Source organism: Enterobacter cloacae complex sp. SHL009, assembly GCF_049237205.1.
Classification (GTDB): Bacteria; Pseudomonadota; Gammaproteobacteria; order Enterobacterales; family Enterobacteriaceae; genus Enterobacter; species Enterobacter cloacae_M.
Genome location: NZ_JBMKIW010000008.1, coordinates 78993 through 101902, shown reverse-complemented (window position 1 = coordinate 101902; position 22910 = coordinate 78993). Strand labels below are relative to the sequence as shown.

Here is a 22910-nt window from a genome sequence, read left to right as displayed (position 1 = left end):
CTTAAGAGAGGGAAGAACAATGCTCGACACTAACATGAAAACCCAGCTCAAGGCCTACCTTGAGAAACTGACCAAACCCGTTGAGCTGATTGCCACGCTGGACGACAGCGCCAAATCGGCAGAGATCAAGGAACTGCTGGCGGAAATCGCCGAGCTGTCGCCGAAAGTGACCTTCAAAGAAGACAACGCGCTGCCGGTCCGTAAGCCCTCTTTCCTGATTACCAACCCAGGCTCCGACCAGGGACCGCGCTTTGCCGGCTCGCCGCTGGGTCACGAATTTACCTCACTGGTGCTGGCACTGCTGTGGACCGGTGGTCATCCGTCAAAAGAAGCGCAGGCGCTGCTGGAGCAGATCCGCGATATCGACGGTGATTTCGAATTTGAAACCTATTACTCGCTCTCCTGCCACAACTGCCCGGACGTGGTGCAGGCGCTGAACCTGATGTCGGTCCTGAACCCGCGCATCAAGCACACGGCGATTGACGGCGGTACCTTCCAGAATGAAATCACCGAACGCAACGTGATGGGCGTTCCGGCGGTCTACATGAACGGCAAAGAGTTCGGCCAGGGCCGTATGACGCTGACCGAAATCGTAGCCAAAGTGGATACCGGTGCTGAAAAACGTGCGGCGGAAGAGCTGAACAAACGCGATGCTTACGACGTGCTGATCGTCGGTTCCGGTCCTGCGGGCGCGGCGGCAGCGGTGTACTCCGCGCGTAAAGGTATTCGTACCGGCCTGATGGGTGAACGCTTTGGCGGCCAGGTGCTCGATACCGTGGACATCGAAAACTACATTTCCGTGCCGAAGACCGAAGGTCAGAAGCTGGCAGGGGCGCTGAAGGCGCACGTCAGCGACTATGACGTAGACGTGATCGACAGCCAGAGCGCCAGCAAGCTGGTTCCGGCCGCGGCCGAGGGTGGTTTACACCAGATTGAAACCGCGTCCGGCGCGGTGCTGAAAGCGCGCAGCATTATCATTGCCACCGGCGCGAAATGGCGCAACATGAACGTTCCGGGCGAAGATCAGTACCGTACCAAAGGCGTGACCTACTGTCCGCACTGTGATGGCCCGCTGTTTAAAGGTAAACGCGTGGCGGTGATCGGCGGCGGTAACTCGGGCGTGGAAGCGGCTATCGACCTGGCGGGGATTGTTGAGCACGTTACCCTTCTGGAGTTCGCTCCAGAGATGAAGGCCGACCAGGTACTGCAGGATAAAGTTCGCAGCCTGAAAAACGTCGACATCGTACTGAACGCGCAGACCACGGAAGTGAAGGGCGACGGCAGCAAAGTGACCGGCCTGGAATATCGCGACCGCGTGAGCGGCGACGTGCACAGCGTTCAGCTGTCAGGGATCTTCGTGCAGATTGGTCTGCTGCCAAATACCACCTGGCTGGAAGGCGCGATTGAGCGCAACCGCATGGGCGAAATCATCATCGATGCGAAATGTGAAACCAGCGTGAAAGGCGTGTTTGCGGCGGGCGACTGCACCACCGTGCCGTACAAACAGATCATTATCGCCACGGGCGAAGGGGCGAAGGCGTCTCTGAGTTCCTTTGACTACCTGATTCGCACCAAAACCGCATAACAGAAGAAAGTAAGGCTACACCTGCAATAGCGAGAGGCCACCGAAAGGTGGCCTCTTTTTTTATCTTACGACCATCACCGGTATATGGGTGTGGCGGATCACGCTGGAGGCGTTAGAGCCCAGCAGATGCGTGGTAATGGAAGGGTTGCGCGAACCGATGACCACCACGTCTGCTTTCAGCTCGTTCGCCAGTTCGTTTACCGCATCGCGTACGCTGCCGAATCTGACGTGCGTTTTGATGCGAGAAGGGTCGATGCTGAAGTGGCTGACCATGGTTTGCAGACGAGTTTCCGCTTCATGCTGCAAATGCTCCTCGAAGCGACGCACGTCGGCGGCAAAGCGGTGCAGGCTCAGGCTGGCGGAGCCCGGCAGTACGTGTAAAAGATGGATAACACCGTCCTGCTGCGCCAGAAACTCCGCATGGCGAACGGCCTTGTCGCTCAGCTCCATCTCAAAAACATCAACCGGCATAATGATTCTCTGATACATACCCGTTTCTCCTTGTTTATAAACGCTGAACTCATTCAACCATAAAAAATAAATGGTTTCTGTAAGCGCCCCGTCAGTTTTCTTATCTCGCCAGGATAAATCTCAAAAGGCCCATATTCCGGGGCAGACCTTGAGCGGTAGCTACCCTTATACACTTACCTGGAACCTTTCGGAGGTCGCATGAAAGCACTTACGTATCACGGTCCGCACCATGTTCGCGTCGAGAATGTCCCCGATCCCATTATCGAGCAGCCCGACGATATCATTTTGCGCGTCACGGCCACGGCGATCTGCGGCTCCGATTTGCATCTCTATCGCGGAAAGATCCCGAAGGTGCAGCACGGCGACATTTTTGGCCATGAGTTTATGGGGGAAATCGTCGAGTGCGGCGCAGAGGTAAAGAATTTGCAAAAAGGCGATCGCGTGGTGATCCCCTTTGTCATTGCCTGCGGAGACTGTTTCTTCTGCCGTCTGCAGCAATACGCGGCCTGTGAGAATACCAATGTCGGGCAGGGCGCCGCGCTGAACAAAAAGCAAATTCCCGCGCCGGCCGCGCTGTTTGGCTACAGCCATCTCTACGGCGGCGTGCCGGGGGGACAGGCGGAATATGTCCGCGTGCCAAAAGGCAACGTCGGGCCGTTTAAGGTCCCGCAACTCCTTTCCGATGATAAGGCGCTGTTCCTGTCCGATATTTTGCCCACGGCCTGGCAGGCGGCAAAAAATGCGCAGATTGAAAAAGGCTCAAGCGTTGCGGTTTTCGGCGCCGGGCCGGTGGGGCTACTGACTATTGCCTGCGCGCGGCTGTTAGGGGCTGAGCAGATCTTTGTTATCGATCACCACCCGTACCGTTTGCGATTTGCCGAGGCGCGTTACGGCGCGATTCCCATCAACTTTGATGATGATAACGACGCAGCGGAAAAAATCATCGAGCAAACCGCTGGCCAGCGCGGCGTTGACGCCGTGATTGATGCGGTAGGGTTCGAAGCGAAAGGCAGCACCACCGAAACGATCCTCAGCAATCTTAAAATTGAAGGTAGCAGCGGCAAAGCGCTGCGGCAGTGCATTGCTGCCGTTCGACGCGGTGGCGTAGTTAGCGTACCCGGCGCGTACGCCGGGTTTATTCATGGATTTCTGTTTGGCGATGCCTTTGATAAGGGGCTGACGTTCAAGATGGGCCAGACCCACGTCCATGCCTGGCTGGGTGAACTGCTACCGCTGATCGAAAAAGGGCTGCTTACGCCGGAAGAGATCGTGACCCATTATCTTCCCCTTGCCGATGCGGAACGCGCCTATAAGGTGTTCGAAAAACGGGAGGAGGAGTGCCGGAAGGTGATTCTGGTCCCTGGCGCAGAAACGCCCGAGGCCGCAGAGCAGAAAGTTAAGGGCCTGGTGAATGCTTTCCCCGGTGGGGTTGCATGAATACTCGCCTAGCTGTGGCGTTCAAGATAAAGCACGGCCAAGACGATAATCGCCGCAATAATCAGAAAAATAAGTGTGATAGCCAGTATCTCACTCATGACCGTCCCCACGGCACCAAAACAGATTAAGCGTGGATTAAGGGCTTTTTGCGCGATATAAGAAAATGGGGTGAATTTACGGAAAGAGGATGCGGCTGCATCCTCTGTGCAAAGCGGGTGGGCGCTTGGTCAGAAGTGGTTAACGCAGGTAATCGCCCGCGGCTTCTGGCTGGTAGAGCAACGCCAGAACTTCAAGATGGGCAGAGGCGCCGCCCGGCAATTCCCAGTGGATGGTATCGCCCGTGCGCAGGCCCAGCAGTGCGGCACCCACAGGCGCAAGAACAGAAAGCTGTGCGCTGCTGTCGGTCATCTGAGCCGGGTAAACCAGCGTGCGGGTCAGCTCTTCACCGGTGGTCAGGTTACGGAATTTTACCTGGCTGTTCATGGTGACCACGTCATGCGGCATCGTCTCAGGCGTGCACATCTGCGCCCGGTCGAGCTCCTCATTCAGGGCGTCGGCCACGGGAAGTGAGGCAAACTCTGCTTTTTCCAGCAGCCTGTCGATACGTTCTGCGTCGAGCTCGTTGATGATAATTGTAGGTCTGGACATTTTTACTCCATGTCGTTAATGCTGCGTGTAACGCAGAAACCAATCCAAAAGAAAACCCTCGCCGTCTGGCAGCGAGGGTTTAACTCTCCCGATGATACTGGCTGAGCGCGTAAGTTTGAAGTGATGAAGGTCACATTCATGGTCCATATGAATTTTCGCTGAAATTTATTCAGTCTTCATTCCGGACGGAATACGTTACGCTGAGAGTCCTGAACCCGGGCGTTGCGCGAAGTGCAATTCGCGTCAGCCCACCAACGAGAGAGAATTATGTACTTCTACCAACCGTCTCAGGGTCACGGCCTGCCGCACGATCCGCTGAACGCCATTATTGGTCCACGTCCGATCGGCTGGATCTCGTCATGCGATAAGGCCGGTCAGCTGAATCTCGCACCGTACAGCTTCTTTAACTGCTTTAACTATCGCCCGCCGATCATCGGCTTTTCCAGCAACGGCTGGAAGGACAGCGTGCGTAATATTAACGAAACAAAAGAGTTTGTCTGGAACCTCGCAACCCGCGATCTTGCCGAAGCCATGAACCAAACCTCTGCCATGCTTCCTCACGATCGGGATGAATTTAGCTTTGCCGGACTCACGCCGGCGGCGAGCCAGCTGGTTAACGCGCCCCGCGTCGCGGAAAGCCCGGTTAACTTTGAGTGCCGCCTGTCGCAGTGCATTCAGCTTACCGGTGCCGACGGCACACCGGTCGATACGTGGCTGGTGCTGGGGGAGGTGGTCGGTATCCATATTGCCGAAACGCTGCTGGAAGAGGGGATATACCAGACGGCTAAAGCGCAGCCCATCCTGCGTGCGGGTGGGCCGACGGCGTACTATGGCATCAGTGACGAAAACCGGTTTGACATGGTGCGCCCGGGCGCGGATCAGTAACCGGCTTTATCAATCACGAACTGTTTTCCGCAGTTACCCGGATGTGGCTGCGGTGCAAATGACGCCGGAGAAAGCGGGTTGTTAATGGTATCCGCCTTAAGCGAAATCTGCATCTCGGTCAGATACGCCGGATTGCCGTTGCAGGTCAGCTTGATCGCTTTGATGTTCTCCTTGCCCCAGCTTTTGGCAACGGCACTGTCAAAGTCGCTGCGATTGACGGTTTTCCCGTAATTATCGGCGAGGAATTTACCGACCGCGCTGTTTTTAACTTCCTGATTCATCCGCACCATCGTGCCGAAATAGGCATCCGGATCGAAACCAAAGCAGACGCCATGTTTGGCATATTCGTAACGTTCCAGGCAGGAATTACCGCCCGCACCCGGCATGACATCGTTGAGCTTAGCGGCAGCGGAAAGCGAGAGTCCGGTTTCGGCGGCATCGCATTTGCGGCTGGCCTTCACTTCCGGCATGTTCGGAATCGGGCGTGTGGCGCAGCCAAAACGCATCCATCGACGTTCATCCACGCCGCGTGCGGCAATAGATTTTGGCAGGCCAGGCCATAGACCGTGGACGGTCAGAAAATCGGCTTTATTATCGCGCTCTTTTTGCAGGCGACATTCGTCAGGTTCATTGCGGTTGCGCTCGACCATGCTCTGGCAAAACCCGGTTTGCCAGGACAGAGCCAGCACATAGCGATCGAAATCGCCATACTGTGTTGCCTTCAGCGGTTCCGCCTGCGCGGAGGAGAGACAGAGAGAAAGCGCCATTGCGCCAGACGGGATGACGATATCCTTCCTGAACATATGATTTCCTGATCGAATGAGCACGATTTATTTCTGGAAGTTATTAAAGCACAAAAAGCGCCCGCAGGCGCTTTTTGGATATCCATAATTTAGCTTAGGCCGCGCCGGGTACCAGCACTTCCGTGGCGATAATCACGATAATCAGACCAACTATAACGGGCACTGAGGTGCGTTTGACGACTTCGAATGGCGAAATTTTCGCCATCCCGGCAACGGCGACGACCACACCCGACACCGGCGAAATGGTCCGGCCGAGGTTTGACGCCTGCAGCATGGGAATGGAGAGGTAGGCTGGGTTAATACCGGAGGAGTGAGCCAGTTTCGGGATCATCTCAACGAAAGCGTAGAAAGGCGCATTACCGGACCCGGTGGTCATCGCCGCCAGCATGGTGAGCACCACCAGAACCAGCATCAGGATAATACTGGCCGAGCCGAACGAGGTGGCGATAGAAATCAGGCTCTGGATAAAGCCGATCGTGCTCAGACCTTGGGCAAAAACGCCCGCTGCAACCAGCAGGATCACCACGCCAGCGAAGGCATCCGCCATACCGCGATACGCTACTTCCAGACCCGAGAAGACTTTTTGCGTGTTAAAACCGCGCACAAACTCCAGCACGGCGGCCAGCAGCATACAGATGACCAGAATGGTGATGATGTGCAGCTGTGGACCCCATTTGCCGTCAAAAATCAGCACTCCGACGATCGGGGTGAACGGCAGAATGGCATAGAACGCGGGAGCGGTCGTGGTGATTTCACTCACGTCCATCATTTCATGGCTGATGTTTTCTTTCTTATCGAGATAGCGCTGCCAGAAGAAATGTGCGATCCCCATGCCCACGATGGCAACGATCGAGATCGGTAACGTGGTTTTAAAGGCGAAGTCGATGAGTGACATCTCCGCCGCCTTTGCCGCCAGCACAACGTCGCCGGAGGTCGGGGAGAGAATAATCGCTGCCGGAGACGCGCAAATTGCCGCGGCCGCGCCACGGCTGATACCGACGTTCACCATGACCGGGAACAGCGTCGCCATGAGCAGTACCCCAAGTCCGGTAGCTGACGAAACGGCCAGCGACATGAGGCAGGCGAGGAAATAGGCGGCGACCATTAGCAGATACGGCGAGTTAATGTATTGCAGGGGTTTAGAGGCAAGCTTAACGACCATGTCGTTGGCGCCAATGTGGGTCATGTAGGCTGCAAAACCGCACAGCATCATGATCATCATACCCAGATCGCCGCCGCGGCTCATGAGCAATATTTTAATATATTCAACAATATCTGTAGCAGTGTAACCGGTGCTGGTCGCGCTGGCAGGTAACACCTGGTGCCCCATTATTGCGCTGATAATCAGCAGCGTTAGACCGCCGACAAATAATACGCCCGTGGCCGAGTAGCCTTTAATGATGTAGCGTGCGACCCCGACAATGACGACGACTCCAATAAGGAGTTCGAATAACGTAAGCATGATTTCCCCTGTATCTCTGCTGCTATGGAGCACAAAAAATCAATAAAAAAAAGAAGGATGAAAATGTGCCGAATAATTGGCCTGTTCTTGCTGATTAAAATCAATAAACAGACGACTAGAGAACCGAACAACCGTGTTTTGCCATGGCCCGTACATTTATGTCATGTGGCCCTTGACCGTCAGAAATAGCGCAACATGCCCCATTAATGATAACAAATTGTTAATGTTTTGTATGGTTTTGCATGTTGCTGATTAACAAAGAGTAATGTGAAAGTCACACCCCTTGTGGGCTTATTTGCACGTATCTCTCGCTTTCTTTAAGAATATTCCCGGAAAGAGCCCGAATAATTAGGAATAAAGCTGATGTCGTTAAGCCTTGATTCAACTATTTTATGGTAAACTTTGCCTCGAATACTAAGAATGGTAATTGCATTGTGATCGTACGTAATACATTTTTCTCTATTTTGTTGTTTATTTTTGGGCAGTTAACGTTTTCTTCTGTTGCTCAGGCAGAAAGCAACGCGACGGGTAAAGGCTGGTTCTCAACCTTTACGGATAATGTTTCCCAGACATGGACGGCACCTGAACATTATGATCTCTATGTCCCGGCAATAACGTGGCATGCGCGTTTTGCTTATGACAAAGAGAAAACCGATAAATACAACGAGCGTCCGTGGGGCGCGGGTTTTGGCCAGTCGCGCTGGGATGAAAAGGGAAACTGGCATGGCATCTATCTGATGGCCTTCAAAGACTCGTTTAATAAATGGGAACCGATTGGGGGGTATGGTTGGGAGAAAACCTGGCGTCCGCTAGCGGACGAGAACTTCCACGTCGGTTTGGGCTATACCGCCGGGGTCACTGCACGTGACAACTGGAACTATATTCCGATCCCGGTCCTACTGCCTTTGGCCTCTATTGGCTATGGTCCCGCAACGTTCCAGATGACCTACATCCCGGGTACGTACAACAACGGTAACGTTTACTTCGCCTGGATGCGTTTTCAGTTTTAACTGACAAAACGTTACATACTGGTGATAAAACGCGCAGTTGTTGATTCATAAGCGATAAAAATCTGTCAGTGAAAATTAACGCGACTTTAGTCACTTTTTATCAAAGATCCGCTGGACAAAAGGTCCCACAATTGATGTACTGATAACCGACACAGCATTTGTGTCGTTTTTTAATGTAAAGGTAATTTTGATGTCTAAGATTAAAGGTAACGTTAAGTGGTTTAATGAGTCCAAAGGATTCGGTTTCATTACTCCTGAAGATGGCAGCAAAGACGTGTTCGTACACTTCTCTGCAATCCAGTCTAATGGTTTCAAAACTCTGGCTGAAGGTCAGCGTGTAGAGTTCGAAATCACTAACGGTGCCAAAGGCCCTTCTGCTGCTAACGTAATCGCTCTGTAATTCAGACGCGTCAGCAAGAATTTCAAAACCCGCTCATTGAGCGGGTTTTTTTCGTTTTGAATCAGCCAAGCAGATACATTTTCAGGAAGCTGGCTACGATCAGCACGCTCAACAACACCATTCCTGCGCTCATCAGACTCTGTTTCATTCTGTCACCCTCGTTCAGTATTGCATTCAGAGTGACAGAGAAAAATTAAGCCAACATTAACGGTTCGGTTGTTAATGCGCGCTTGCGGAAGAAAATAGCCAAAATGCGATCCCCGTCATCGCAAACGAGCCGAACATATTGATCGCCATATTCATCAGCGCCCAGCCAATGCGGCCTTCCTGAAAGAGAAAAACCGTTTCCGCAGAAAAGGTTGAGAAGGTGGTCAAACCGCCGCAGAATCCGGTGGTAATCAATACCTTCCACATTGGGTCAATGTGCGTCATTCGGTTAAACCAGGCCAGCCCCATGCCGATGATAAAGGCACCAATCAGGTTAGCGGCAAGCGTCCCCATGGGAATCGCCTGATGCAGGGGGTTAAACCGCATACTCAGAAACCATCGCGCAACGCTACCCGTTCCCCCACCAATAAAAACGGCTAAAAGTAGTTGTAACACGCTTAATACCTGCTATTTGATGTGTAAGAGTAGCGAGTTTAACGCCGTTTATGATGAGGGGACAAATATGTATGTAGCGGTAGGGCAGTTTGCTGTCACGCCTGACTGGCATGAGAATGCGAGAACATGCGTCGAACTGATGATGCAGGCCCGGCAGAAAGGCGCGTCGCTGTTGGTTCTCCCCGAGGCGCTGCTGGCCAGGGACGATAATGACCCGGATTTATCCGTGAAGTCCGCGCAGCCGCTGGATGGCGAATTCTTACAGCAATTACTCGCCCAAAGCGCGGGCAATACGATGACGACGATCTTAACGATCCATGTTCCCTCCAAGCCGGGTCGCGCGGTGAATACGCTCGTGACGATTCGTGACGGGGCCATCGTCGCACGTTACGCCAAGCTTCATCTCTATGATGCGTTCAGCATCCAGGAATCGCGTCGCGTTGACCCCGGAGACGAGCTCCCTCCGCTGCTGGAGATTGACGGATTTAAGATCGGGCTGATGACGTGCTATGACCTGCGTTTTCCCGAGCTGGCGCTGCATCTGGCGCTGCAGGGGGCGAACGTGCTGGTACTCCCTGCCGCGTGGGTCAGAGGGCCGTTAAAAGAGCACCACTGGGCAACGCTGCTTGCGGCGCGCGCGCTGGATACAACCTGCTATGTCGTTGCCGCAGGAGAATGTGGCACGAAAAACATCGGGCAAAGCAGGGTGGTTGATCCGCTGGGGGTGACGATCGCCGCCGCCGCTGAAGCCCCGTATTTGTTGGTGGCGGAGATAAACTTTGAGAGAATTGCGCTTGCGCGTCAGCAATTACCCGTTCTTCGCAATCGTCGGTTTGCGCCACCGCAATTATTGTGATGTTTTTTTCAACAATGCTTGATTCACCTTGTTACAGATTGCTATTGTGTGCACGCGCTAAATGACCGTTAATACAGTCAGGCTTTGGCGCTGAATGCAGCCTGTTTTAAGTAAAGAAGGTATCTATGGGTGAGATTAGTATTACCAAACTGCTGGTGGTTGCCGCACTGGTCGTCCTGCTGTTTGGTACCAAGAAGTTACGCACGCTGGGTGGTGACCTGGGGGCTGCCATCAAAGGCTTTAAGAAAGCGATGAACGATGATGATGCAGCGGCGAAGAAAAGCGCCGAGGATGACGTCCCGGCAGACAAGCTTTCTCACAAAGAGTGACAGCAACGCCTGAGGGCTTGCGAAAAAAAACCGGCTCATGAGGCCGGTTTTTTTGTATTACTGTAAATGAATATTACAGCATTATTTAACTTCTTCGCCTTTAGCCTGCATATCGGCATGGTATGAGGAGCGAACGAATGGGCCGCAGGCAGCATGGGTGAAGCCCATCGCCATCGCTTCGGCTTTCATTTCATCGAATTCGTCCGGGCTCACGTAGCGCTGTACCGGCAGGTGGTGACGGCTTGGCTGCAGATACTGTCCGAGGGTCAACATGGTCACACCGTGGCGGCGAAGATCGCGCATCACCTCGATGATTTCATCATTGGTTTCACCCAGACCCACCATCAGACCAGACTTGGTCGGAATATGCGGATGCGCTTCTTTGAAACGCTCCAGCAGCTTCAGGGACCAGTTGTAGTCAGCGCCCGGACGGACCTGACGGTAAAGACGCGGCACGTTCTCCAGGTTGTGGTTAAACACATCTGGCGGCGTTGCGGTCAGGATATCCAGCGCACGGTCCATACGGCCGCGGAAGTCAGGCACCAGCGTCTCGATTTTGATGTTAGGGCTTTTCTCTCGAATGGCCGTAATGCAGTCGGCGAAGTGCTGAGCACCACCGTCACGCAGGTCGTCACGGTCAACGGACGTGATAACCACATAACGCAGCGCCATGTCGGCGATGGTCTGCGCCAGTTTCTGGGGTTCGTTAGCATCAGGCGCGACTGGACGGCCATGAGCAACATCGCAGAACGGGCAGCGGCGGGTACAGATAGCACCCAGAATCATAAACGTCGCGGTACCATGATTGAAACATTCAGCAAGGTTCGGGCAAGAGGCTTCTTCACAGACGGAGTGAAGGCCATTCTTGCGCATCGCCGCTTTGATCCCCTGGATACGCGAAGAGTCGGCCGGAAGTTTGATTTTCATCCATTCCGGTTTTCTTAACAGCGCCTCGCGCTCTGTAGCCACGTTTTTAACCGGGATAAGGGCCATTTTATCGGCATCGCGGTATTTAACACCGCGTTCCATCACAATGGGTTTACTCATAGCGTGCGTGTTCCAGTTGCGAATATCGAAGGAAAGCGTTTCAATTCAAGGGAATGTTGTATTTATCAACTATTTTTGAACGAACGACAGGCAGTATATCATTGAAACGGTCGTTAAAGCAGCCTGCCAGATCGCCAATTTGTAAAATAGTTGTTGTTTTGTGCCTTTTGCCCTGCGGGTTGCAGGGACTTGAACTGGCTAAACCTGTCAGAAGGCCTGACGGATAATGCGGATGACGTTTTCCAGGACCGGATCGCGCAAACTCAGCTTGTTATAATGCAGTGAAATCTCGATAGATTCCGCATTAAGCTGACTGAGCGGGATGCTTTCCAGCGGCCAGCATTTTTGTAGCAGACTGTACAGGCGTGATGGCATAACGCACAGCATGTCGCTGCTGCCGATCAGGGATGCGGTGGTAAACATATTGTAACTGCTGAAGCTGATCTGACGTTCCGGGAAAATTTCATCAATACGCTGACGAAGTGCGTGATTAGATTGCCCTTCGGTCATGAAAGATGAGTGATCGTAGTTGCGCAGGTTTTCGATGGTTAACGGCTCGCTAAGAGCAGGATGCTGCTGGCGGCAAACCAATACCAGGTTATCCGCATAAAGCACATTTTGCCCCAGCGCTCTGGCACTGAAGCTGCCGCTTTCAATAATCAGGTCCGTCTGGAACTGGGCAAGCTGAATGTCTGGTTCATTGAGAGGCACGTTGCGAAGCAGGAGCTGCGGAGCATGTTCTTTCACGGCCTGGAAGATCGCTGGCATCACCAGCACCCCTACAGAAGGGGAACAGCCGATGGTGATGGTTCGCTGCTTATCATAGCTTCCGGTTAAATCCAGCGCGCCCAGAATCGACTCCAGCCCCTGACTAATGTACTCATGGAGATGCGTGGCGTAAGCCGTCGGCGTTACCCCCTGGCCCTTGCGGATAAATAATGGGTCAGGAAATATAGCGCGAAGCTTTTGGATTGACTGGCTTATTGCTGATGGCGTGAGATTAAGAATTTTCGCAGCGTTAACGATACCCTTATGGACATATACCGCCTCAAAAATAGTCAGTAAATTGAGATCAATATTACGTAAAGTCCGAAAAATTTGTGGCTTGTCTTCGCCACCGGGTTCATTCAGTCGTTTGGCTGGTAAATTATTATACTCCACGCTTTCACTCCGTATACATTCACAATATGAATGATAGTTGAATTTATTTATTATGCTTGTAGAGATTCGTAAAGTGTTGGTTTTGTTTCACTTGTTTATCAAAAACAAACAGTTGAGTGATTATTGCTCACGTTACTTATGCCGTGTTTGCCGTGCTTGCTGGAGGCTAAATAATATGTAGCGGTAATATTCGGGCGCTTCGAAAATATAGAATCTGTGGATTATTGTAAAGTGCAAAAGCGGTAAATAAACAGTGGCCCGCCAAATTATCGAGCCATGTTGTATGATGTATTAAGCAGGGATATATTCGTATGGGGGATTGTTAAGTAGCGCTAACATCTGCTTTAAAAGCACGGGACGAATAGTTTCTGGCGTAGCGGTTTCAACCCACTGGCGTACCTGCGTCATTTCCATGCCGGCATAGCCGCAGGGGTTAATGCGTTGGAAAGGCGCGAGGTCCATATTAATATTCAAGGCCAGGCCATGGAATGAGCAGCCTTTACGAATACGCAGCCCCAGGGAGCAGATCTTCATTTCCCCAACGTAAACGCCTGGCGCATCGGCGCGTGGATGCGCGTCAATACCATATTCCGCCAGCGTGTTGACGACAGTTTGTTCCAGTAAGGTAACCAGTTCACGTACGCCAAGCTTTCTGCGTTTCAGATTGAGCAGGACGTACATCACCTGCTGTCCGGGCCCATGATAAGTGACCTGACCGCCGCGATCGCTCTGAATAACCGGGATATCTCCCGTCATTAACAAATGCTCTGCTTTACCCGCCTGGCCCTGCGTAAATACCGGCAGGTGTTCGACCAGCCAGATCTCATCCGGGGTGCTGTCATCGCGTGAATCGGTGAAGTCATGCATGGCCTGGGAGACAGGCTCATAAGGTTGCAGGCCGAGGTGACGGACCAGAATTTTATCCTGATACAAAACTGCGTCTCCGAAGACGAGGGACAAAAGGTGTGGGGGAGTATATCACAGCGGGGAGAGGGGTTACCCGGCAAACCGGGTAACCGCAAAGGGACTACAGCACCATACGAACAATTTCGATATTGCCGAGCTCTTCGTACAGCGTTTCAACCTGCTCAATGTGTGTCGCAGTGATGGTAATAGAGACAGAGTGGTAGTTGCCCTTGCTGCTTGGTTTTACTGACGGAGAGTAGTCACCCGGCGCATGGCGCTGTACCACTTCAACCACCTGATCAACCAGCTCAGGTTTCGCCAGACCCATTACTTTGTAGGTAAATGAGGTAGGGAATTCAAGCAGTTCGTTAAGTTTGGTTTTCATGTCAGCTCCGGCGTAACGTCAAAAAATAATAACTCCCACGTCAGATGGGAGTTATCAGGATACTTAGTATATGGGGATCAAAATCACACTTTCAAGTGTTCAATTTTTAACCAAACCAGTGGTGGAACATCAATTTAATGTAATCAATGATTTTGCCGAAGAAATTGCCTTCAGGAATTTCTTGCAGGACAACCAGCGGACGCTGATCGATCGTTTTTCCATCCAGCTGGAAGTTGATCGTGCCCACAACCTGGTTTTTCTGCAGCGGGGCATGCAGCTCGGTGCTGTTCAGCACGTAGCTGGCTTTCAGATCCTTCATGCGACCGCGTGGAATGGTCAGGTAGAGGTCTTTATCAACGCCGAGTGAAGCACGGTCGTTGTCGCCGAACCAGACGGGTTCAGACGCAAACTCTTTGCCTGCTTTCAGTGGATTCACGGTTTCGAAGAAGCGGAAGCCCCAGGTCAGCAGTTTCTTGCTTTCTGTTTCACGACCTTTAAAGGTGCGGCCGCCCATCACGGCAGAGATCAGACGCATCTGACCTTCAGTGGCAGAGGCCACCAGGTTGTAGCCCGCTTTGTCGGTGTGGCCAGTTTTGATGCCGTCAACGTTCAGGCTGTTATCCCACAGCAGGCCGTTACGGTTGGTCTGACGAATACCGTTGAAGGTGAACTCTTTCTCTTTATAGATAGAGTATTCGTTAGGTACATCGCGGATCAGCGCCTGACCAATCAGGGCCATATCACGTGCGGAGCTGTACTGACCGTCTGCGTCCAGGCCGTGTACGGTCTGGAAATGGCTGTTTTTCAGACCCAGCGCGGTAACGTAGCTGTTCATCAGGCCCACAAAGGCATCCTGGCTACCGGCGGCGAAATCGGCCATCGCCACGCAGGCATCGTTACCAGACTGCAGGTTGATACCGCGAATCAGCTGGGAAACAGGAACCTGCATACCCGGCTTCAGGAACATCAGAGAGGAACCTTTGAAAACAGGGTTCCCGGTTGCCCACGCATCGTTACCGATGGTGACCAGATCCGATTCTTTGAATTTACCTGCCTTCATCGCCTGGCCGATAACGTAGCTGGTCATCATTTTGGTCAGGCTGGCCGGGTCACGGCGGGCATCGGCATTCTGTTCTGCCAGTACTTTGCCAGAGTTGTAATCGATCAGGATGTAGGATTCCGCGTCGATTTGCGGAACGCCAGGGATCATGGTCTTGATATTCAGGTCATCGGCGTGAGCTGCAGAGAGCGCAGCAGCGCAAAGGGCCGTGGTCAGCGCCATGCGCTGCACAAAACGAGCAGAAAAAGTGGTCTTCATGGTCAGAACTACGACATCCGTGATGGAATTAAAAAAAGTGCCTTACTATAGCAAATGCTATTCAGGCAGGCATCCGACTTTAAGCATGAGTTTGTGAATGTGTTTTACACTAACTGACAATTCGGATACCGCCGGTTAATTATTTCGCAACAGCGATAAATGACTGAAGTTGAGCTTCATTCTGCAGACGCTGCTGCAGGGATGCGGCCTGCGATTTGCTGGCAAACGGCCCCATCTGAATGCGCCAGACCGCGCCGTTCTGCTCAACGCGTCCCGGTACGCCAAACTGCTGGCTCAGACGCTGTTGGTACTGCTTGGCCCGGGCCTGATCGCTCACTGCGCCTACCTGAACCACATAGTTGCCGCTGGCCGCTGGCGCCGTTACGGGAGCCGGCTGGGTCGCTGGCGCAGCAACGGGAGCAGGGGCCGGAGTCGGCTCACTGCCTTCCAGCACGCCCGAGGCTAAGGTCGTCGGTGCGCCAAGAAAGCCGCTACTCTTTACCGGCGCGCCGGTAGAATCCTCGCTTTGCAGCGTGTCATTGCTGATCGGGCGAATTTCTCCCCCCGGCTGAGCTGGCTCTGCCGGAGACGAGACGCTTCCCATTCCGCCGTCAAGATTTGGGCGGTCAGGAAGGGCATAGGTCTGTTTTGCCACCGTCGTACACGCGGTACCCGGCCCGGAGAGCGAACCATCCTGTGCGACGATAATCGGATCAATACGGACTTTGGTGTTGTTCGAGGTATTCAGGCGATCGGCAGACGCGCGCGACAGGGAAATCACCCGGTCATTCCCGTAAGGTCCACGGTCGTTGATCCGCACGACGATCATACGGCCATTCGCCAGGTTGGTGATACGGGCGTAGCTCGGGATCGGCAGCGTCGGGTGTGCCGCCGTCAGCTGCATTGGGTCGAACGCTTCCCCGGAAGCCGTCAGGTTACTTCCTGGCTCGGCATCATAAATGGCGGCAAAGCCCGCCTGACTGAAACGGGAAGGATCCTGAACAATTTTATAGCTTTTGCCATCGCGCTCGTAATCCTGATTGGCACTGGCATTCAGCGGTTCATAAACGGGATCGGCACCGCTGATTTCAACGATCGGGCCATTACATACCGCAGGCTGCGGCGGCGCGACGGTTGCCTGTTGCTGACCATCATCACTTGTGCAGGCCGCAAGTAAACTTGCCGCGATGCAGATCCCCAGCCACTGCTTACGCATTCCGATCCCCTTATTTTTATACGCTTTTTGACAACATTTTTCTGTGGGTATGGATCGACATCACGATACCAAACCCGGCCATCAACACGATCAGTGCCGAGCCTCCGTAACTCACCAGCGGCAGCGGTACGCCTACCACCGGCAGAATACCACTCACCATACCAATATTTACGAAGACATAAACGAATAAAATCAGCATCAACCCGCCGGCCATGACGCGACCAAAGGTGGTTTGCGCGCGCGCTGCAATCCACAATCCCCGCATGATCAGCAGGACGTACAGCGCCAGCAATATTAAGATGCCAACCAGCCCCAGCTCTTCCGCCAGTACCGCAAAGATAAAGTCGGTGTGGCGTTCCGGTAAAAACTCCAGCTGCGACTGCGTGCCGTGCAGCCAGCCTTTACCGCGCAGGCCGCCGGAGCCAATCGCAATCTTGGACTGAATAATATGATAGCCCGCGCCCAGCGGATCGGTTTCCGGATCGAGCAGCATCATGACGCGCTGGCGCTGGTAATCATGCATCAGGAAGAACCACAGGATAGGAATGAAAGCCGCAATCAGCACCACCGCGATACCAATCAGGCGCCAGCTCAGTCCCGACAGGAACAGGACAAACAGGCCGGAGAGGGCAATAAGGATTGAGGTCCCCAGGTCAGGCTGTGCCGCAACCAGCAGCGTTGGCAGGAAAATCAGCACCAGCGCGATGGCGGTATTTTTCAGCGACGGCGGACAGACGTCGCGGTTGATAAAGCGTGCCACCATCAATGGAACGGCGATTTTGGCAATTTCCGAGGGCTGGAAGCGGACAACGCCCAGATCCAGCCAGCGCTGCGCCCCTTTTGAAATGGCGCCAAACGCATCTACCGCAACCAGCAAAATAATACAAAAGATGTAAAGATAGGGTGCCCAGCCTTCGTAGACGCGCGGCGGGATTTGCGCCATCACTACCATGATGATCAGACCCATGGCGATCTGGCCGATTTTGCGCTCCATCATGCCGATGTCCTGGCCGCTGGCGCTCCAGATAACCAGGGCGCTGTACACCAGTAGAGCCAGCAGGATCAGCAGCATGGCTGGGTCGATGTGGATTTTATCCCACAGCGATTTTTTATTTGGATTATCCGTCATGATTATTGGTCCTCCGCCGCAGCGGCGGCCGGGTTTTCAGCCGGCAGTTCGGTGTTGTTATCACCCAGCATAATGTGGTCAAGAATCTGGCGCATGATGGTCCCTACTGCTGGCCCGGCACCGCCGTTCTCCAGAATCATCGCCACCGCGACCTGCGGGTTATCATAAGGGGCAAACGCCGTCATCAGCTTATGGTCACGCAGACGTTCAGCAATGCGGTGCGCGTTATAGGTTTCATTGGCCTTAAGACCAAACACCTGCGCAGTACCGGACTTCGCCGCCACTTTGTACGGCGTCCCGGCGAAATACTTGTGTGCGGTACCGTTCGGGCGGTTTGCCACGCCGTACATACCGTCTTTCGCAATTTCCCAGAAGCCTGAATGTATGTCACCCACCGGGGCTTCATGCGGCTGGTTCCACGGCACTTTTTTGCCGTCTTCAACCGTACTCTGCAGCAGATGCGGCACTTTCACCACGCCGTCATTGATGAGGATCATCATGGCTTTGTTCATCTGAAGCGGCGTTGCCGTCCAGTAGCCCTGACCGATACCCACCGGAATGGTGTCGCCCTGATACCACGGTTTTTTAAAGCGCTTCAGCTTCCATTCGCGCGTAGGCATGTTGCCGGAGCGTTCTTCTGCAAGGTCAACTCCGGTATAGTGTCCGTAGCCGAATTTGCTCATCCATTCTGACAGGCGGTCGATCCCCATGTCATACGCCACCTGATAGAAGAAGGTATCCGCAGACTCCTCCAGCGATTTGGTGACGTTCAGATGACCGTGGCCCCATTTTTTCCAGTCACGATAGCGCTTATCTGAGCCAGGTAGCTGCCACCAGCCTGGGTCAAACAGGCTGGTATTACGGTTGATGACGCCGGCACTCAGCGCAGAAACCGCGACGTACGGTTTAACCGTTGATGCCGGCGGGTAAACCCCTTGCGTTGCACGGTTCACCAGCGGCGTGTTCGGATCGTTCAGCAGACCGGAATAGTCTTTACTGGATATGCCGTCAACGAAGAGGTTCGGGTCATAGCTAGGCATGGAGACCATCGCCAGGATGCCGCCGGTACGAGGATCGGTGACCACAACGGCTGCACGACTGCCCGCTAGCAGGGTTTCAATATACTGCTGAAGCTTGAGGTCGAGCGTCAGATAGACGTCATGCCCCGCCTGAGGCGGCACTTCTTTCAGCTGGCGGATCACGCGGCCACGGTTGTTAACCTCAACCTCTTCATAGCCGGTTTGCCCGTGCAGAACGTCTTCGTAGTAACGTTCGATCCCCAGCTTACCGATATCGTGCGTTGCGGCGTAGTTGGCCAGCTTGCCGTCTTTATCAAGGCGGTCGACGTCTTTGTCGTTAATCTTGGAAACGTAGCCAATTACATGCGTCAGCGCGGAGCCGTAGGGATAGTAGCGACGCTTATATCCCTTCACTTCCACGCCGGGGAAACGGTACTGATTCACCGCAAAGCGGGCCACCTGGACTTCCGTAAGATTGGTTTTAACCGGAATCGAGGTGAAGCGGTGAGAGCGGGCGCGCTCTTTTTTGAAGGCCGCGATATCGTCATCGTTAAGGTCGACAACGCTTTTCAGCGCTTCCAGCGTATCCTGAACATTATCGACTTTTTCCGGCATCATCTCGATTTGATAGATGGTGCGGTTCAACGCCAGCGGTGTGCCGTTACGATCGTAAATAATGCCGCGGCTGGGTGCGATAGGCACCAGCTTAATGCGGTTTTCGTTTGAACGCGTCTGGTAGTCGGTAAAGCGGACAATTTGCAGATTATAGAGGTTGGCGATCAGCACGCCGGTAAGCAGCAAAATCCCGGTAAAGGCGACCAGCGCCCGGCGCACAAACAGCGCGGACTCAGCCGTATAGTCGCGAAAAGAATTCTGTAGTTTCATCCGCTGCTTAATCTACCCTGGTCAGTCATTACTCGCGGTGATAGGGGTGGTTGGTAGTAATGCTCCACGCGCGATACAGGCTTTCTGCCACCAGTACCCGAACGAGCGGGTGGGGAAGCGTCAGCGCGGAGAGAGACCAACTTTGTTCAGCCGCCGCTTTGCAGGCAGGGGATAACCCTTCTGGTCCGCCAATCAACAGACTGACGTCACGACCATCCTGCTTCCAGCGCTCCAGTTCTTGCGCCAGCTGCGGCGTATCCCAGGGTTTACCTGGAATATCGAGGGTGACGATGCGGTTTTTGCCTGCGGCAGCCAGCATCAGTTCGCCCTCTTTATCGAGAATACGTTTGATATCAGCGTTCTTGCCGCGCTTACCGGCGGGAATTTCCACCAGCTCGAACGGCATGTCTTTTGGAAAACGACGCAGATATTCAGTAAAACCGGTTTGTACCCAGTCCGGCATTTTGGTGCCGACGGCGACCAGCTGCAACTTCACGCATTAACCCCAGAGTTTTTCCAGCTCATACAGGCGACGGCTCTCGTCCTGCATGACGTGGACAATCACATCGCCGAGGTCGACTACTACCCAGTCAGCCGTCGCTTCACCTTCAACGCCCAGCGGCAACAGCCCTGCTGCACGCGATTCCTGAACCACGTGATCGGCAATTGAAACAACATGACGCGTCGATGTACCGGTGCAGATGATCATGCAGTCGGTAATACTGGATTTACCCTTAACGTCGATAGCGATGATGTCCTGACCTTTCAGGTCATCAATTTTGTCAATAACAAAATCCTGGAGTGCTTTACCCTGCAAGTTTTCCCCCTGGGGTGAATGAGATTGTAAAACTTTGAATTCGTAGCCAGACAGTATACCTGAACTCACGCCTGCGTCGGGACAAATGTCTCCGGTCGGGCTTCAGAAGGCCGGTATCATCCCACCCTCCGCCTGAGATTGCATCGCCATTTTTGTAAAACAATTTCTGTAAAGCAATTATCGGCGGGAAAGTCTGGCAGCGGAGAATAACAGTATGGCTTACCCTGTCAAGGCAGGATAAACAATAAGCCCCTTTTTATGCCCTCCGGCTATTCATCTGCGCTTTTCTGATACAAACCGTGCGCATGGATATAGGCTAACACCGGTGCGGGGAGCAGATCGTCACAGGCTAAACCCTGCTGTAAACGCTCACGAATGAGGGTCGCAGAGATATCGAACCACGGCGTTTCCGCAAGATAGATCTTCCCGGCAGGCTGATTGTGAAGATCTTCAACATTATCGGTGAGATGGTCTTCCAGCCACTGCTGGTACTGCGCTTCGCGCATGGTCAGCGGATAGCCGGGGCGGCGGCAGACGAGCAGGTGGCTGTTCTCCAGGATGGTTTCATACTGATGCCACGTAGGGAAATTCAGCAGAGAATCCTGGCCGATGATAAAGGCAAGCGGCTGGTCTGGTCCTTGTTCGGCGCGCCACTCCTGAAGCGTCTGAGACGTCCAGGAGGGCGTGTCGCGACGCAGCTCACGCTCGTCAAGTCGGAAGAGCGGTTTATCTGCGATGGCAAGGGCAAGCATCTCTTTTCGCTGCTCGCTAGTCGCCTCGGGCTGTGGACGATGGGGCGGGACATTGTTGGGCATGATGGTGACGCGCTGAAGTCCGATCAGATTCGCCAGAATTTCAACCGGCTTCAGATGCCCGTAATGTACCGGGTCGAAGGTGCCGCCATATAAGGCCTGTAAAGAATGCATGCTATCCATCAATAAAAACGTCTGCCAGCGCCTTGTGGCAGAGCAGCAGGGAAAGGCTTTCCAGCTCCGCCCAGACCGACTGGCCGTAATCTTGTTTTAACGTGAGCTCAGCGCGCATCAGAAGCTGCACAGCCTGACGAAGCTGTTCATGACTCAGGCGGTTGACGGCCTCGGTGGTCAAAGCCCGGCGATTTTGCCACACGCGGTGTTTATCAAACAGCGAACGCAGCGGCGTATGGGCAGACTGACGCTTGAGCGTAATCAGCAGCAGCAATTCGCGCTGCAGCGTACGCAGCAAAATAACCGGTTCGCTCCCTTCGAGACGCAGCTGTTGCAGAATATGCAGGGCGCGTTTGCTTTTCGCCGACAGCAGCGCGTCCACCCAGTGGAACGGCGTGAAGTGCGCCGCGTCGTTAACGGCCTGCTCGACGCGCGGCAAGGTCAGCTTGCCATCCGGCCAGAGCAGGGAGAGTCTGTCCAGCGCCTGCGCCAGGGCCAGCAGGTTACCTTCATAGCAGTAGCAGAGCAGTTGGTTCGCCGCATCATCCAGCTGAAGGTTGTTCTGCTTCGCTCTCGCTGCCACCCATTTAGGCAGATGCGCCTGTTCAGGCGTCTGGCAGGTGACCTGCACCGCGTGGGCTGCGAGCTGGGTAAACCACGCCGCATTTTCCTGCGCTTTGGTGAGCTTGTTGCCGCGCACAATCAGCAGCAGATCGCTGTGAAGCAGGCTGACCAGCGTGGCCAGCTGTTCATTGATGGCCGCGTTAGGGCCGTTTTCCGGCAGCAGGATCTGAATAGTCTGGCGCGACGCAAAAAGGCTCATCGCCTGACAGAGTGAGAAGAGGGCATTCCAGTCGGTGTTGTTATCCAGCTGGACGGTGTGGTGCTCATCGAAGCCCTGAGAGGCGGCCTCATGCCGCACGGCATCCAGGCTTTCCTGAAGTAATAAGGGATCGTTTCCAAGAAGCAGATACGCCGCGCGCAGCCCTTCTTTGAGCTGCGCGCGGAGTTGTTCAGGATACAGCCTGATCATCATTTACCCAGAGAGTTAGCAGCAGGAAGCGTGCCGGCAACGGGTTTTTCAACAATGTCAGAGCCTTGTCTGGTAGACGCTGCAATACCTGGCAGTTTACGGATCAGCTGTTCCGCCGCCTTGTCGTACATTTCGTTGATGATAATCTGCTGTTCGGCATCTTTTGCCAGCGCCGTCTGCGGGTTATCGAAGAACGAACGGTACACTTTCGTGCTGATCGGATAGATGTCTTTACCCGGGATCAGGACCGCTGCGTTGACCGTCATAACCATCTGGTATTCTGCGGTACGACCATCCTGGAAGATAGATGCCGTATCTTTGCCGAGAGTCATCCCCAGAACACGCAGAGATGGAATGTCCTGGCGCAGCGTTTGTTTCTCAACAAGCTCAACGCCGTTCAGACGCAGCTGATTACGAATTGCCCGGCTGAGTGGACCATTCGGATCGGATGAGTCGAAAATCATCGTTTTCATCTCAGCAGGCACCGCCGTGGTATTGCGCAGGTGCCAGCCACAGCCGGCGGTGACAAGCACCGCCAGTGATAAGAGTATTGTTGCCAGTTGTCGCACGTTTCCTCCC

At 53.8% G+C, this 22910-nt stretch carries 26 protein-coding genes; 7 read left to right on the top strand and 19 right to left on the bottom strand.

The features are described from left to right. Nucleotides 1-19: 19 nt before the first annotated feature. Nucleotides 20-1585, top strand: a complete 1566-nt coding sequence (gene ahpF, locus ACOTZC_RS17735; RefSeq protein WP_023310730.1) for an alkyl hydroperoxide reductase subunit F — start codon at nt 20-22, stop codon at nt 1583-1585. A gap of 60 nt (nt 1586-1645) precedes the next feature. Here ahpF and uspG read toward each other — a convergent pair whose 3' ends face one another. Then, entirely contained in the window at nt 1646-2074 is a 429-nt protein-coding gene (uspG, locus tag ACOTZC_RS17730) for a universal stress protein UspG (protein WP_023310731.1), read from the bottom strand. Between the two features lie 180 nt (nt 2075-2254). Between uspG and ACOTZC_RS17725 the strand changes: the two genes are divergently transcribed. Beyond that, on the top strand, nt 2255-3493 hold the full coding sequence (locus ACOTZC_RS17725; protein WP_421635896.1) for a zinc-dependent alcohol dehydrogenase: 1239 nt from the start codon (nt 2255-2257) through the stop codon (nt 3491-3493). 8 nt (nt 3494-3501) lie between these two features. Here ACOTZC_RS17725 and yldA read toward each other — a convergent pair whose 3' ends face one another. Together yldA and rnk are read right to left on the bottom strand one after the other, a co-directional pair. Then, on the bottom strand, nt 3502-3591 hold the full coding sequence (yldA, locus tag ACOTZC_RS17720; RefSeq protein ID WP_023310733.1) for a small membrane protein YldA: 90 nt from the start codon (nt 3589-3591) through the stop codon (nt 3502-3504). A 139-nt stretch (nt 3592-3730) separates the two neighbouring features. Beyond that, nucleotides 3731-4141 carry a nucleoside diphosphate kinase regulator gene (rnk, locus tag ACOTZC_RS17715; protein WP_023310734.1) on the bottom strand — a complete coding sequence of 137 codons (411 nt, stop codon included), beginning with the start codon at nt 4139-4141 and terminating at the stop codon, nt 3731-3733. Nucleotides 4142-4408: 267 nt separating this feature from the next. Here rnk and ACOTZC_RS17710 point away from each other — a divergent pair, with 267 nt between their 5' ends. After that, the gene (locus ACOTZC_RS17710; RefSeq protein WP_047173410.1) at nt 4409-5026 is read left to right on the top strand and encodes a flavin reductase family protein; all 618 of its coding nucleotides are present in this window, start codon (nt 4409-4411) and stop codon (nt 5024-5026) included. Here ACOTZC_RS17710 and rna read toward each other — a convergent pair. Together rna and dcuC are read right to left on the bottom strand one after the other, a co-directional pair. Continuing rightward, nucleotides 5020-5829, bottom strand: coding sequence for a ribonuclease I (gene rna / locus ACOTZC_RS17705; RefSeq protein ID WP_047173411.1), 810 nt, complete (start codon nt 5827-5829; stop codon nt 5020-5022). The two genes, ACOTZC_RS17710 and rna, sit on opposite strands and share 7 nt — an antisense overlap. 94 nt (nt 5830-5923) lie before the next feature. After that, complete coding sequence (dcuC, locus tag ACOTZC_RS17700) at nt 5924-7291, bottom strand: anaerobic C4-dicarboxylate transporter DcuC (protein ID WP_023310737.1); 1368 nt, start codon at nt 7289-7291, stop codon at nt 5924-5926. Nucleotides 7292-7683: 392 nt separating this feature from the next. On the opposite strand from dcuC, the gene pagP reads away from it, so the two are divergent. Continuing rightward, nucleotides 7684-8301 (top strand): lipid IV(A) palmitoyltransferase PagP, encoded by a 618-nt coding sequence (pagP, locus tag ACOTZC_RS17695; protein WP_047173413.1) that lies wholly within the window; start codon nt 7684-7686, stop codon nt 8299-8301. 190 nt (nt 8302-8491) lie between these two features. Next, nucleotides 8492-8701, top strand: coding sequence for a transcription antiterminator/RNA stability regulator CspE (cspE, locus tag ACOTZC_RS17690; protein ID WP_002439184.1), 210 nt, complete (start codon nt 8492-8494; stop codon nt 8699-8701). 219 nt (nt 8702-8920) lie between these two features. Here cspE and crcB read toward each other — a convergent pair whose 3' ends face one another. Beyond that, nucleotides 8921-9304 (bottom strand): fluoride efflux transporter CrcB, encoded by a 384-nt coding sequence (gene crcB / locus ACOTZC_RS17685; protein ID WP_023310740.1) that lies wholly within the window; start codon nt 9302-9304, stop codon nt 8921-8923. 67 nt (nt 9305-9371) lie between these two features. On the opposite strand from crcB, the gene ACOTZC_RS17680 reads away from it, so the two are divergent. Both ACOTZC_RS17680 and tatE read left to right on the top strand, forming a co-directional pair. Beyond that, nucleotides 9372-10160, top strand: coding sequence for a deaminated glutathione amidase (locus ACOTZC_RS17680; protein WP_163354086.1), 789 nt, complete (start codon nt 9372-9374; stop codon nt 10158-10160). A 125-nt stretch (nt 10161-10285) separates the two neighbouring features. Continuing rightward, nucleotides 10286-10489, top strand: a complete 204-nt coding sequence (tatE, locus tag ACOTZC_RS17675; protein WP_023310742.1) for a twin-arginine translocase subunit TatE — start codon at nt 10286-10288, stop codon at nt 10487-10489. A gap of 81 nt (nt 10490-10570) precedes the next feature. Here tatE and lipA read toward each other — a convergent pair whose 3' ends face one another. The 13 genes from lipA to lptE form a co-directional block, all read right to left on the bottom strand. After that, nucleotides 10571-11536: a lipoyl synthase gene (lipA, locus tag ACOTZC_RS17670; RefSeq protein WP_013097595.1), complete on the bottom strand. Its 966-nt coding sequence runs from the start codon at nt 11534-11536 to the stop codon at nt 10571-10573. 207 nt (nt 11537-11743) lie between these two features. Beyond that, a complete protein-coding gene (locus ACOTZC_RS17665) occupies nt 11744-12697 on the bottom strand; it encodes a YbeF family transcriptional regulator (protein WP_032665064.1) in 954 nt (317 codons plus the stop codon). 291 nt (nt 12698-12988) lie between these two features. Further along, nucleotides 12989-13630 (bottom strand): lipoyl(octanoyl) transferase LipB, encoded by a 642-nt coding sequence (lipB, locus tag ACOTZC_RS17660; protein WP_045402138.1) that lies wholly within the window; start codon nt 13628-13630, stop codon nt 12989-12991. Nucleotides 13631-13724: 94 nt separating this feature from the next. Continuing rightward, the gene (gene ybeD, locus ACOTZC_RS17655; RefSeq protein ID WP_006177135.1) at nt 13725-13988 is read right to left on the bottom strand and encodes a DUF493 family protein YbeD; all 264 of its coding nucleotides are present in this window, start codon (nt 13986-13988) and stop codon (nt 13725-13727) included. Nucleotides 13989-14094: 106 nt separating this feature from the next. After that, a complete protein-coding gene (dacA, locus tag ACOTZC_RS17650; protein WP_014069323.1) occupies nt 14095-15306 on the bottom strand; it encodes a D-alanyl-D-alanine carboxypeptidase DacA in 1212 nt (403 codons plus the stop codon). A gap of 139 nt (nt 15307-15445) precedes the next feature. Continuing rightward, a complete protein-coding gene (gene rlpA / locus ACOTZC_RS17645) occupies nt 15446-16522 on the bottom strand; it encodes an endolytic peptidoglycan transglycosylase RlpA (protein WP_163353559.1) in 1077 nt (358 codons plus the stop codon). A 16-nt stretch (nt 16523-16538) separates the two neighbouring features. Further along, nucleotides 16539-17651 (bottom strand): peptidoglycan glycosyltransferase MrdB, encoded by a 1113-nt coding sequence (gene mrdB, locus ACOTZC_RS17640; RefSeq protein ID WP_023310746.1) that lies wholly within the window; start codon nt 17649-17651, stop codon nt 16539-16541. A gap of 2 nt (nt 17652-17653) precedes the next feature. Next, complete coding sequence (gene mrdA, locus ACOTZC_RS17635) at nt 17654-19555, bottom strand: peptidoglycan DD-transpeptidase MrdA (protein ID WP_008501038.1); 1902 nt, start codon at nt 19553-19555, stop codon at nt 17654-17656. A 28-nt stretch (nt 19556-19583) separates the two neighbouring features. Continuing rightward, nucleotides 19584-20051 (bottom strand): 23S rRNA (pseudouridine(1915)-N(3))-methyltransferase RlmH, encoded by a 468-nt coding sequence (rlmH, locus tag ACOTZC_RS17630; protein ID WP_023310748.1) that lies wholly within the window; start codon nt 20049-20051, stop codon nt 19584-19586. Between the two features lie 3 nt (nt 20052-20054). Further along, a complete protein-coding gene (gene rsfS / locus ACOTZC_RS17625; protein WP_023334893.1) occupies nt 20055-20372 on the bottom strand; it encodes a ribosome silencing factor in 318 nt (105 codons plus the stop codon). A 269-nt stretch (nt 20373-20641) separates the two neighbouring features. Beyond that, nucleotides 20642-21307 carry a nicotinate-nucleotide adenylyltransferase gene (gene nadD, locus ACOTZC_RS17620; protein ID WP_045402141.1) on the bottom strand — a complete coding sequence of 222 codons (666 nt, stop codon included), beginning with the start codon at nt 21305-21307 and terminating at the stop codon, nt 20642-20644. Further along, the gene (holA, locus tag ACOTZC_RS17615; protein ID WP_059446433.1) at nt 21300-22331 is read right to left on the bottom strand and encodes a DNA polymerase III subunit delta; all 1032 of its coding nucleotides are present in this window, start codon (nt 22329-22331) and stop codon (nt 21300-21302) included. The genes nadD and holA overlap by 8 nt, the downstream gene beginning before the upstream one ends. Then, complete coding sequence (lptE, locus tag ACOTZC_RS17610; RefSeq protein ID WP_045356587.1) at nt 22331-22900, bottom strand: LPS assembly lipoprotein LptE; 570 nt, start codon at nt 22898-22900, stop codon at nt 22331-22333. Before lptE ends, holA begins: the two co-directional genes overlap by 1 nt. Between the last annotated feature and the right edge of the window lie 10 nt (nt 22901-22910).

Excerpts from the sequence above, each read along its gene's own strand:
- ahpF (WP_023310730.1), top strand. The coding sequence starts at position 20 with ATGCTCGACACTAACATGAAAACCCAGCTCAAGGCCTACCTTGAGAAA.
- uspG (WP_023310731.1), bottom strand. The coding sequence starts at position 2,074 with ATGTATCAGAGAATCATTATGCCGGTTGATGTTTTTGAGATGGAGCTG.
- ACOTZC_RS17725 (WP_421635896.1), top strand. The coding sequence starts at position 2,255 with ATGAAAGCACTTACGTATCACGGTCCGCACCATGTTCGCGTCGAGAAT.
- yldA (WP_023310733.1), bottom strand. The coding sequence starts at position 3,591 with ATGAGTGAGATACTGGCTATCACACTTATTTTTCTGATTATTGCGGCG.
- rnk (WP_023310734.1), bottom strand. The coding sequence starts at position 4,141 with ATGTCCAGACCTACAATTATCATCAACGAGCTCGACGCAGAACGTATC.
- ACOTZC_RS17710 (WP_047173410.1), top strand. The coding sequence starts at position 4,409 with ATGTACTTCTACCAACCGTCTCAGGGTCACGGCCTGCCGCACGATCCG.
- rna (WP_047173411.1), bottom strand. The coding sequence starts at position 5,829 with ATGTTCAGGAAGGATATCGTCATCCCGTCTGGCGCAATGGCGCTTTCT.
- dcuC (WP_023310737.1), bottom strand. The coding sequence starts at position 7,291 with ATGCTTACGTTATTCGAACTCCTTATTGGAGTCGTCGTCATTGTCGGG.
- pagP (WP_047173413.1), top strand. The coding sequence starts at position 7,684 with ATGGTAAACTTTGCCTCGAATACTAAGAATGGTAATTGCATTGTGATC.
- cspE (WP_002439184.1), top strand. The coding sequence starts at position 8,492 with ATGTCTAAGATTAAAGGTAACGTTAAGTGGTTTAATGAGTCCAAAGGA.
- ACOTZC_RS17680 (WP_163354086.1), top strand. The coding sequence starts at position 9,372 with ATGTATGTAGCGGTAGGGCAGTTTGCTGTCACGCCTGACTGGCATGAG.
- tatE (WP_023310742.1), top strand. The coding sequence starts at position 10,286 with ATGGGTGAGATTAGTATTACCAAACTGCTGGTGGTTGCCGCACTGGTC.
- lipA (WP_013097595.1), bottom strand. The coding sequence starts at position 11,536 with ATGAGTAAACCCATTGTGATGGAACGCGGTGTTAAATACCGCGATGCC.
- ybeD (WP_006177135.1), bottom strand. The coding sequence starts at position 13,988 with ATGAAAACCAAACTTAACGAACTGCTTGAATTCCCTACCTCATTTACC.
- dacA (WP_014069323.1), bottom strand. The coding sequence starts at position 15,306 with ATGAAGACCACTTTTTCTGCTCGTTTTGTGCAGCGCATGGCGCTGACC.
- rlpA (WP_163353559.1), bottom strand. The coding sequence starts at position 16,522 with ATGCGTAAGCAGTGGCTGGGGATCTGCATCGCGGCAAGTTTACTTGCG.
- mrdB (WP_023310746.1), bottom strand. The coding sequence starts at position 17,651 with ATGACGGATAATCCAAATAAAAAATCGCTGTGGGATAAAATCCACATC.
- mrdA (WP_008501038.1), bottom strand. The coding sequence starts at position 19,555 with ATGAAACTACAGAATTCTTTTCGCGACTATACGGCTGAGTCCGCGCTG.
- nadD (WP_045402141.1), bottom strand. The coding sequence starts at position 21,307 with ATGGATAGCATGCATTCTTTACAGGCCTTATATGGCGGCACCTTCGAC.
- holA (WP_059446433.1), bottom strand. The coding sequence starts at position 22,331 with ATGATCAGGCTGTATCCTGAACAACTCCGCGCGCAGCTCAAAGAAGGG.